Source organism: Methylophaga sp. UBA2689, from assembly GCA_002354555.1.
Taxonomy (GTDB): Bacteria; Pseudomonadota; Gammaproteobacteria; order Nitrosococcales; family Methylophagaceae; genus Methylophaga.
The window spans coordinates 21117-31084 of record DELT01000026.1 but is presented as its reverse complement, the minus strand read 5'-3'; the positions used below and the strand labels follow the sequence as shown (position 1 = coordinate 31084).

10 protein-coding genes are annotated in these 9968 nt (G+C 46.4%); 5 read left to right on the top strand and 5 right to left on the bottom strand.

Annotation, left to right across the window (positions count from 1 at the left end):
* The 3 genes from B3M51_RS02285 to pgl form a co-directional block, all read right to left on the bottom strand.
* Window positions 1–200: ApaG domain (locus B3M51_RS02285; RefSeq protein ID WP_292756542.1), on the bottom strand; the 200-nt coding region annotated here is incomplete at its 3' end.
* A complete protein-coding gene (gene glk / locus B3M51_RS02280) occupies window positions 193–1170 on the bottom strand; it encodes a glucokinase (RefSeq protein WP_292756540.1) in 978 nt (325 codons plus the stop codon). The genes glk and B3M51_RS02285, both read right to left, overlap by 8 nt.
* Before the next feature lies 1 nt (window position 1171).
* The gene (gene pgl, locus B3M51_RS02275; protein WP_292479986.1) at window positions 1172–1882 is read right to left on the bottom strand and encodes a 6-phosphogluconolactonase; all 711 of its coding nucleotides are present in this window, start codon (window positions 1880–1882) and stop codon (window positions 1172–1174) included.
* A gap of 140 nt (window positions 1883–2022) precedes the next feature.
* Here pgl and B3M51_RS02270 point away from each other — a divergent pair, with 140 nt between their 5' ends.
* Window positions 2023–2733 carry an SIMPL domain-containing protein gene (locus B3M51_RS02270; RefSeq protein ID WP_292756537.1) on the top strand — a complete coding sequence of 237 codons (711 nt, stop codon included), beginning with the start codon at window positions 2023–2025 and terminating at the stop codon, window positions 2731–2733.
* An 84-nt stretch (window positions 2734–2817) separates the two neighbouring features.
* Here the strand turns inward: B3M51_RS02270 and ilvA are convergent, their stop codons facing one another.
* Window positions 2818–4332 (bottom strand): threonine ammonia-lyase, biosynthetic, encoded by a 1515-nt coding sequence (ilvA, locus tag B3M51_RS02265; protein ID WP_292756535.1) that lies wholly within the window; start codon window positions 4330–4332, stop codon window positions 2818–2820.
* A 116-nt stretch (window positions 4333–4448) separates the two neighbouring features.
* Here ilvA and rpiA point away from each other — a divergent pair, with 116 nt between their 5' ends.
* Genes rpiA through lolD form a run of 3 tightly spaced genes read left to right on the top strand, consistent with a single transcriptional unit; the run spans window position 4449 to window position 7080 of the window.
* Window positions 4449–5111 (top strand): ribose-5-phosphate isomerase RpiA, encoded by a 663-nt coding sequence (gene rpiA / locus B3M51_RS02260; RefSeq protein WP_292756533.1) that lies wholly within the window; start codon window positions 4449–4451, stop codon window positions 5109–5111.
* A 48-nt stretch (window positions 5112–5159) separates the two neighbouring features.
* Complete coding sequence (locus B3M51_RS02255; RefSeq protein WP_292756531.1) at window positions 5160–6407, top strand: lipoprotein-releasing ABC transporter permease subunit; 1248 nt, start codon at window positions 5160–5162, stop codon at window positions 6405–6407.
* Window positions 6400–7080 (top strand): lipoprotein-releasing ABC transporter ATP-binding protein LolD, encoded by a 681-nt coding sequence (gene lolD, locus B3M51_RS02250; RefSeq protein ID WP_292756529.1) that lies wholly within the window; start codon window positions 6400–6402, stop codon window positions 7078–7080. Before B3M51_RS02255 ends, lolD begins: the two co-directional genes overlap by 8 nt.
* 1 nt (window position 7081) lies before the next feature.
* On the opposite strand, the gene B3M51_RS02245 is transcribed toward lolD, so the two are convergent.
* Window positions 7082–7618, bottom strand: a complete 537-nt coding sequence (locus B3M51_RS02245) for a DUF2062 domain-containing protein (RefSeq protein ID WP_292756528.1) — start codon at window positions 7616–7618, stop codon at window positions 7082–7084.
* Window positions 7619–7662: 44 nt separating this feature from the next.
* On the opposite strand from B3M51_RS02245, the gene B3M51_RS02240 reads away from it, so the two are divergent.
* Window positions 7663–9930: a DNA internalization-related competence protein ComEC/Rec2 gene (locus B3M51_RS02240; RefSeq protein WP_292756525.1), complete on the top strand. Its 2268-nt coding sequence runs from the start codon at window positions 7663–7665 to the stop codon at window positions 9928–9930.
* Window positions 9931–9968 lie beyond the last annotated feature (38 nt).

Genomic DNA, 9968 nt, shown 5'->3' with positions numbered 1-9968 from the left:
CCATCACCTTCCACTTCCTGTTCATGACCATCACCACCAGTGATTTTCCAGTAACGTGATAATAGCCGCGCTGGCGTATCGCCCTCATTGGTAATGGTAATGGTATAGGCAAAAAGATATCTTGCTCTGGCTGGATCAGATTCATGATCCAGGTAAGTGGTTTCAACGTTCACCATAATGTGATTTTTTTTATCAGTCATGGGCAACATTATACAACGCTTTTCCAGCCAACAAACGTGCTCCAAGGAGTCCCACATCAGGATTGTTGATCAAATACACTGGTATCTGCTCCAGCACCCCACGCATCCTGCCCTTCGCCAGAAAAGACTGCATGAAAAAGCCCTGTTCAAATAAGTCCAGATTCTTTACTGCAATACCCCCTGCGATAAAAATTCCGCCTCTGGGCAAGGTCGTCAGCGCCAGATTACCCGCCTGAGCCCCGTAAATCTGCATAAATAAATGCATGGCTGTTATTGCCGCAGGATCTGTTTTTTGCAGAGCAGACTGACTTATCTGTTCTGCCGTTAAATTCAACGTAGTGTTAATGCCTTGCTGTTCAACAACAAATTGGTAAAGCGTAACCAGGCCGGAGCCCGATAATATCCGCTCGTAAGAGACATGCTCAAATTGTTCAAACAGTTTATTCAATAACGCTTGCTGCTGGATGTCCTGAGCAGCAAAGTCGGTATGCCCGCCTTCTGTTGGCCATACCCGCCAGCTTTTATGGAGGGGTGACAGAATAGCCTGCCCCAACCCCGTACCCGCACCAATTACTGCACGTAACGATTTGGCTTCCGGCTTACCTTGCTGCAGCACAATGAGATCTTTCTCTTCAAGTTCACCGATACCATAACCTACAGCCTCAAAGTCATTGACTAAACTAAGCTCAAAAAGCGGAAACTTCTGCAACACTCTGTCGCTATCAATTATCCACGATCGATTCGTTAGCTCTACCCGGCGCCCGCTCAGCGGAGCAGCTACCGCAAAACAGGCACTGCTGACTGGCAGAAAATCGACGGTTACAGTAGAGAAAAAAGCTGTCAGCAGACTTTCAAAATCTGCGTAATCATCATTCTCTAATCGTTGTTGCAGGATAATTTCACCATCAAGATGACTGAGTTGCAACAAGGTTTTGGTGCCGCCGATATCCGCAGCTAACAGGGTTTGCATATTATTGTGCCGCAGCAGCCTGGTCCATAAACCAGTAATAATCACCTGTCGGCGCAAGCCGTTGAACCGGTAAGCCCGATACCGCCTCACTGGTAATATCTTTGACAATATCTGCTTTCGCTTCACCGGCGATAAACACAATCACCTGTCTGGCTGAGTTGATTACCGGGTAGGTCAACGTTACGCGCCAGGATTGAAATTTCTCCACAAACAGGCTGGTTGTCAGCGCATCTGTAACGTCCAGTGCAGGAGTATCCGGAAACAGCGAAGCAATATGACCATCAGGCCCTAACCCGAGGAGCACCAAATCAAAAGGATTATCTTCCATAACCATTTTGATGGTATTGGCATAACGAGTTGCAACTTCAGCAGCATCGCCACTTTCAGTAGGCATGCGATGTACATTTTCAGGGGGGATAGGTAAATGATCCAGCATAGCCAGTCTGGCCATTTTAAAGTTGCTGTCATCATGGGTAGCCGGAACACAGCGCTCATCACCAAAAAATATCTGCACTCGCGCCCAGTCTATCTGTTCGATATAAGGTGAAGTCGCCAGTTTCTGGTACAGTCCTTTTGGTGTCGAACCACCGGCAAGCGCAACATAAAACACGCCCCTTTTGGCGATGGCTGAACGGGCGGTCACCACAAAATGTTCGGCAGCGGCTTCGATCAACCTATCAGAATCAGGCAGAATTTTTTGTTCAGCTTTCATGTCTATCCTCAATGTTAAAATAATTTTTGTGCGGTAATCTGCTGACAGTGTCAGTCAAATCCTGCTAATTTAGCAATCAAGCTGCACCGACAGCAAGCCGAATAACACTTCACTCCACTTCTCACAGGAACCATCACTTTATGAAGAACACTTTTTTTATTGTTGCCATGTTGTTTTATTCCGCGTCTGCTGCAGCTGAAACAGAATTAAACTTTAACCTAATCAATCTTAATGCAACAGCCGCTACCGAAGTGGCAAATGATAAGGTCAGCAGTGTGATTCAGGTAATGCTTAATGGCACAGATCCGGCTAAATTAGGCCAGCAGGTCAATCAACGCAGCAATCAGTTACTGGCGAAAATCAAAGATTTTGATGCAGTCAAATCTCAAACTACCGGTTACCAAACCCGCCCGATGTATAAAGACAGCCAGATCGTCTCCTGGCAGGTAAGCCAGCAAATCCGTCTACATAGCAACGATTTTAATCAGATGAGCGAGTTATTGGGCGAGGTACAATCGCTAGGGACCGTACAGTCGATGGAATTTTCATTATCAGATGAATTAATCGAATCAACACAAAACGAACTGATGCAACAGGCTATCAGCAAGTTTCGCAACAAAGCGTCGCTAATTCAGCAGCAATTTGATGAACCGGGTTATCGCCTGGTTAATATGTCAGTCAATACCAGCGGCTATGCGCCGGTTCATCGCATGGAAAGCAGCATGATGATGTCCGCCGATATGAGCAGTAAAAGTGCACCTGTAGCACTGGAAGCTGGCAGCAATAAAGTCTCGGTTGATGTTAATGGCCAGATCCAATTGATCAGCGATACCACTACGCTAACGGATTAGGGCTTATTGATCTTTCATTTCCGCCTTGCTGGACGAAATGAGCCTCCAGCAGTGGTGGCTCTGAAAGATCAATAGCCGCTAGGCTTACTTTAAAAACAAATCGTAGGCCGGGTTGTCGGTTTCCAACCAGTGGACATAGCCAAGATTATCCAGGAACGCCTGAAATTCTTCATTGAATTCAGGTGCCACCTGAATCCCGACCAGCACCCGGCCATACGCTGCCCCATGATTACGATAATGAAACAGGCTGATATTCCAGCGCTGACCGATATGTGTCAGAAAACGTAACAAGGCGCCCGGCCGTTCCGGGAATTCAAAACGAATCAAACGTTCATTTTCAGCTTGGGGTGCATGGCCACCGACCATATAACGAACATGTAATTTCGCCATTTCATTATCGGTAAAATCAATCCACTGATACCCTGCATGAGTCAGATTTTCAAACAGGATTTGTCGTTCTTCTTCGCGACCAGACATCCGCACCCCAACAAACACCTGTGCCTGCTGTTTATCAGCATAACGATAATTAAACTCGGTTATCCCGCGATCCGCCAGGGTCTTGCAGAAACGTTGAAAACTGCCCGGCTGCTCATCAATGGTTGCAGCAAATAAAACTTCCCGGCGTTCACCAATTTCAGCCCGTTCCGCCACATGCCGGAGCCGGTCAAAATTCATATTTGCGCCGCTGTTAATAACCACCATGGTTTTGTCGTGCAAACCATTTTGCTGAATATATTTTTTGGCGCCGGCAATCGATAATGCCCCTGAAGGCTCGGCAATCGAGCGGGTATCATCAAACACATCCATTATCGCGGCGCAGATTTCATCGGTTTCCACCGTCACCACATGATCAACGGTTTTTTGCGCAATCCGGAATGGCTCCTCACCAACCTGTCTTACCGCAGTACCATCAGCGAACAATCCCACCTGATCAAGTTTGACTCTTTCACCGGCGTCCAGAGCTGCTTTAAGACTGGCAGCATCGGCAGGTTCAACTGCAATAATTTTGATTTCCGGCCAGATAGCTTTTATATAAGCCGCCATTCCGCCGAGTAAACCGCCGCCACCTACCGGAATAAATACCGCATAAACCGGATCGGGATGCTGGCGCATGATTTCCATCGCAATCGTGCCCTGTCCGGCGATTACCAAAGGATCATCATAAGGGTGGATAAACACCCGTCCCTCATCAGCAGAAACTTGCTTGGCATAATCAAACGCTTCATCGTAACTGTTACCGTGCAAAGTGATATCAGCACCCAACATACGTACCGCTTCGACTTTAATTGGTGGCGTGGTTATCGGCATGACAATGATGGCAGAAATACCCATTTTGCTGGCGGCCAGCGCAACACCTTGGGCATGGTTGCCTGCTGAAGCGGCGACCACACCTTGCTTTCGCTCAGCATCGGTTAAATGGCTCATCCGGTTATAAGCACCACGTAACTTAAAGGAAAAAACCGACTGCAAGTCCTCGCGTTTAATCAGTATTTGATTATCCAGCCGTTTGGATAATCTTGGCATCAAATCCAAAGGGGTTTCGATAGCGACGTCGTAGACGCGCGCTTTAAGGATTTTTTCTACATAGCCTGTGAGCATGGTGTTCCAGATTCAGTCTGTTAGGTTAACAAAGATGACTACGTTACCATTGACCATCATTTATCTCTATAATTAGCCGGATAAAATCAAGCCATTCAAATTAACAAGGAATCGCAATGACTGCTGATGAAATGAAGAAACAAGCTGCATGGTCGGCTTTGGAATACATTACTACTGACGGTGTAGTGGGTGTGGGCACCGGCTCTACCGTTAATCACTTTATTGATGCGTTAGCTACCATTAAAGGTCGTATTGAAGGTGCTGTATCCAGTTCAAATGCCTCCACCCAGCGGCTCAAGGATTATGGCATTCATGTATTTGATTTAAACGAAGTTAAAGAAGTCGCGGTATATGTGGATGGTGCAGATGAATCAAACCACAATCTGCAACTGGTTAAAGGTGGTGGCGGTGCATTAACCCGCGAAAAAATTATTGCAGCAGTAGCTGATAAATTTGTCTGTATTGCTGACGCCACCAAACTGGTTGATGTGCTGGGTAAATTCCCATTACCGGTTGAAGTGATCCCGATGGCGCGTAGTTATGTCGCCCGTGAAATCGTTAAACTGGGTGGTCAGCCAGTTTATCGTGAAGGCTTTATCACTGATAACCACAATGTAATCCTTGATGTGCACGGTCTGGATATCATGGAACCAATTAAACTGGAAAAAACACTGAACGATATTGTCGGTGTAGTGACCAATGGCCTGTTTGCAATGCGTCCTGCGGATGTTTTGTTGTTAGGCTCTGAAAACGGTACCCAAACCGTTCTTCCTCAATAATATGCACCTGGCCCGCTTTGAAGGCGGGCTTTTTGCCAGAGCGGATTTATGTTCAGACCTCTAAGTGTCTATATTGGCGCCCGTTATACTCGGGCTAAACGGCGTAACCATTTTATTTCTTTCATTTCCATGACTTCCATGTTGGGCGTAGCGCTCGGAGTGGCAGCACTGATTACTGTGTTATCGGTAATGAACGGTTTTGAAAAGGAATTACGTGAACGCATTCTGGGCATGACATCACATGCTTTTGTCACCGGCTCGGATGGCACACTGGCTGACTGGGAAAAGGCCGAGGTACTTATCGAAGGCTTCCCAAGGGTTGTGAATACTGCTCCTTTTGTTGAAGGCCAGGCAATGCTCAACCAGGGCAGCCGGGTTAGAGGCACCCAAATCCGTGGGGTGGATCCCGCTTTGGAACCTAAGGTTTCCAGTATTGGTGACAAAATCATTCAGGGTCGCTTTGACTCACTGCAACCGGGCAGTTACGGCATTATTCTGGGTAAGGATTTAGCTATTGCCATGGGCGTGGGCACCGGCGATAAGATCACAGTGATCACACCACACGTTACCCCAACCCCTGCCGGGGTTATTCCCAGACTGAAACGTTTGACCGTATCAGGTGTTTTTGAAATCGGCATGTATGAATATGACAGTGCGTTAGCCATTATGAATATTGAGGATGCCGCTAATTTATTCCGTATTCCAGGCAAAGTGACAGGCTTGCGATTGCAACTGGACGATGTATATCAGGCACCAAGGATTACCAGAGAGCTATTACAAACCCTGCCAGCAGAATATCGCGCAGCAGACTGGACTTATCAGCATGCTAATTTTTTCCGTGCCTTAAAAACCGAAAAAACGGTCATGTTCGTTATTTTGATGCTAATCGTGGCCGTTGCTGCATTTAACATCGTTTCAACGCTGGTAATGATGGTGACCGATAAGTATGCAGATATCGCCATTTTGAGGACGCTGGGCATGTCACCTGGCGGCATCATGGGGGTTTTCATGGTTCAGGGTATTGTTATCGGTCTGATAGGCACGATTCTGGGTGTGATAGGTGGGGTCATTCTGGCATTGAATGTCTCTAACATTATCGCTTGGATAGAAACCATTTTAGGTTACCAGTTCTTGCCAGCAGAAGTTTATTACATCAGTGACCTGCCATCCGATTTGCATTGGAACGATGTCACAGTGATTGGTATTACTGCCTTCGTTTTATCCATTCTATCGACTATCTATCCTTCCTGGCGTGCCGCTCAGGTTAAACCGGCTGAGGCTTTACGTTATGACTGATAACACAGTAATTCGCTGCGAAAAACTGGTAAAGCGTTATAAAGATGGCAACCTGGAAACCCCGGTATTACAGGATATTAATCTGAAAGTGGTTGCTGGTGACCGTATTGCAATAGTCGGCAGTTCAGGTTCCGGTAAAAGTACGCTATTGCATCTGCTTGGCGGACTGGATGGTCCAACAGACGGAAAAATTGAGGTCCTGGGTCAGGATATCAGCAAACTTTCAGTCAATGCTCTGAGTAAATTACGTAATCAATCATTAGGATTTGTTTATCAGTTTCATCATTTATTACCTGAGTTCACCGCCGAAGAAAACGTTGCTATGCCACTGGTTATTGGCGGCATGCATCCCAAGGCGGCCAAACAGCAGGCCAATGAACTGTTACAACAAGTTGGACTGGGTCACCGGGCACATCATAAACCCAGCGAATTATCGGGTGGTGAACGTCAACGTGCTGCGCTGGCTCGGGCATTAATTACCAAGCCTGCTTGCCTGTTGGCAGATGAACCAACCGGAAATCTGGATCACCAGACTGCTGAAGGGATTTTTGATTTGATTATGAAATTGAATACGGAGCTGGGAACAGCGCTGGTCATTGTGACTCATGACAGGCAACTGGCTGCCAGAATGGATCAGCAATTAACGTTGATTGATGGCAAATTACAAAACTGACTTATTTATCTTTTCGTTTAATTGAATTTTGGCGCTGGTAACGTTTCAACCAACTGTTGATCACGACCAGACGCCAGATTAATCGAACAATAATGACACCCGCTAATGCGGCCAGCGCGCCACAAATTACCGAACCGAGTAATAATGGTTGCCAGACAAATCCTATCTCCTGCCACAACCATTCCAGGCTAAAAGCAAATTCATGAGTGCGAAGTGGTACATCCAGCAGGATAGCGCCGACTTTGTAAGTGAAAAAGTAAATTGGCGCCATGGTCAGTGGATTGGTTATCCATACACACATCACGGCAATAGGCAGGTTTACCCGTAACCAGATAGCTAGCAGACCCGCCACCAGCATTTGGCCCGGCATTGGTATAAAAGCGAAGAAAACCCCTATCGCAACTGCCGCAGAGACTGATCTGCGATTAAGATGCCACAATTCCGGCGCCATGATCCTTTCACCAAAACGACGCATATGCTTGTGCTCGCGCATGGTGACATGATCTGGCATGATTCGTTTTAGGAACTTACGAGGCATTACGTCTCAGTATTGCTGATAAACGGCGGTCATTATAGGGATATATGATTAAACCTGCCATTGCATTTTTGTCGGGCTGTTTACTGGTGGCATGGTTGCCCCAGCTGCTCTCTCCATATTGGCTGCTCACTTTAATCCCCTTACTGATTATTGTCTGGCGGCGGTCTCAATGGACCATTCTGTGGTTTGTTGTAGCCGTGGTATGGGCGAGCTTCCATGCTCAGCTCAGATTAGATGATCAACTTGATCCTACACTTGAAAGACAGGATATTGTGATCTCAGGTTTCATTAGTTCATTGCCACATCATAATGATCAACGAATCCGTTTTGAATTTAAACCGGAAAATGAGGATTTGAAGCTACCTGATAAGATTCGCTTGAGTTGGTATTTCCCTCCCCCCAACCTCCCGCAATCCGGTGAAAAATGGCAGTTCTCTGTTCGCTTGAAAGCCCCACATGGTATGTCCAACCCGGGTGGGTTTGATTACGAAGCATGGTTGTTTCAGCAGCAGATTGGGGCCACCGGCTATATCCGGGAATCTGATCATAATCAAAAATTACTCTCCGCAGATTTGCTATCGGTTAATCATTGGCGCGCGCAATTAATAAATAAAATGTCCGGCTTATTAAAGCAAAGTCCTTCCCTGGCGTTAGTTCAAGGGCTGGCTGTTGGTAACCGTGACGATATTCAAACAAGCCAATGGGAGACTTTACGACAAACCGGTACCAGCCATTTACTGGCAATCTCCGGACTTCACATAGGACTTGCTGCAGCACTGGGTTTTTTTACTGTCAAATTGCTGTGGCGAATACGCAGTCGTCATTTATTAATATTAAGCGACAGACAGGCTGGTGCTGTTGGCGGATTTTTACTGGCTTTGTTCTATGCCTTGCTGGCCGGACTATCCATACCGACTCAGCGTGCTCTTGTGATGGTCAGCGTGGTGATGCTGAGTATCTTTATAAAACGTCGAACTGATCCGGTGCATGTGCTGAGTCTGAGCTTGATAATGATCCTGATGCTGGATCCATTTGCGGTACTGGCAGCGGGTTTCTGGCTTTCTTTTGCTGCTGTTGCCTGTATTTTGTATGTAGCACAATATCGACAACCGGCCAGAAAATGGCTTTGGCTGCATATTCATCTATGGATTGCGGTAGGTCTGACGCCATTACTTTTACTGTTTTTTCAGGAAACCTCATTGATTGCACCGTTGGCTAATCTGCTTGCAGTGCCGGTGATCAGTTTCCTGGTTGTTCCGCTGTTGTTACTGACCATGTTGTTATTAAGTTTTGATCTGCGATTGGCTGAATGGCTGCTGCAACTTACAGAATGGTTGTTATCCAAATTGTGGTGGTATCTGGAGTGGCTGGCACAATCACCATTTTCTGTCTGGCAGACACCTGAGTTTCCCGGTGAACTGCTCGGCATATCAATCATTGGCACGCTGATAATACTTGCCCCACGAGGTTGGCCTTTACGCTGGCTGGGTGGCGTTATGTTGTTGCCACTTTTGTATTATCAGCCAAATAAACCTGACAGTGGTGAAATCTGGTTTAGATTACTGGATGTAGGGCAAGGCTTGTCAGCCGTAGTGCAAACTGAAAATCATACATTGGTTTTTGACACTGGCCCGGCTTTTGGTCATTTTGATACCGGGGCTGCGGTGGTTGTGCCTTATCTTCGATATCAGGGCATCAAGCAACTCGATATGTTGATGATAAGTCATGCAGATAACGATCATATTGGTGGAGCAAATGCCGTTATATCAAGCTATCCCATTAAACAGATTCTAAGCAGTGATCCTGATAGATTAGCAGGCAGTGAATTCTGCAGAGATGGCCAGTCATGGCAGTGGGATCAGGTCCGGTTTGACGTTTTACATCCTGATAAAGATCAAACCGGTAGCCGTAATGATTTATCCTGCGTACTCAAAATCAGCGGTCCCTATGGTACGGTTTTATTAACGGGTGATATTGAGCGGCAGGCTGAGATAAAACTTATAAGACAATATAAGCAGCAGATCAAAGCCGATATCCTGATTGCACCTCACCATGGCAGTCGCAGTTCATCTTCTTCGACCTTTATCAAGCAGGTTTCTCCAAGCTATGTTTTATTTGCCAGTGGTCATCAAAACCGATACAACTTCCCCTCTGAAGAGGTAGTTGCCCGTTACCAGGATCTCGGCAGCAAAACATTTCAAACTGGTAAACAAGGTGCATTGTTTATCAAACTCGATCACCAATTTGATTTAATGCCCACTGGATGGCGAGAGCAACACCGTAGAATATGGATGCGTAACGCTACTGAATAAATGCGTTTTCACGTATCATGGCAACATTTCAATAACTG

Coding starts and splice junctions, on each gene's coding strand:
- rpiA (WP_292756533.1), top strand. CDS start 4,449: ATGACTGCTGATGAAATGAAGAAACAAGCTGCATGGTCGGCTTTGGAA.
- glk (WP_292756540.1), bottom strand. CDS start 1,170: ATGCAAACCCTGTTAGCTGCGGATATCGGCGGCACCAAAACCTTGTTG.
- lolD (WP_292756529.1), top strand. CDS start 6,400: ATGACTGATAACACAGTAATTCGCTGCGAAAAACTGGTAAAGCGTTAT.
- B3M51_RS02270 (WP_292756537.1), top strand. CDS start 2,023: ATGAAGAACACTTTTTTTATTGTTGCCATGTTGTTTTATTCCGCGTCT.
- B3M51_RS02240 (WP_292756525.1), top strand. CDS start 7,663: ATGATTAAACCTGCCATTGCATTTTTGTCGGGCTGTTTACTGGTGGCA.
- B3M51_RS02245 (WP_292756528.1), bottom strand. CDS start 7,618: ATGCCTCGTAAGTTCCTAAAACGAATCATGCCAGATCATGTCACCATG.
- pgl (WP_292479986.1), bottom strand. CDS start 1,882: ATGAAAGCTGAACAAAAAATTCTGCCTGATTCTGATAGGTTGATCGAA.
- B3M51_RS02255 (WP_292756531.1), top strand. CDS start 5,160: ATGTTCAGACCTCTAAGTGTCTATATTGGCGCCCGTTATACTCGGGCT.
- ilvA (WP_292756535.1), bottom strand. CDS start 4,332: ATGCTCACAGGCTATGTAGAAAAAATCCTTAAAGCGCGCGTCTACGAC.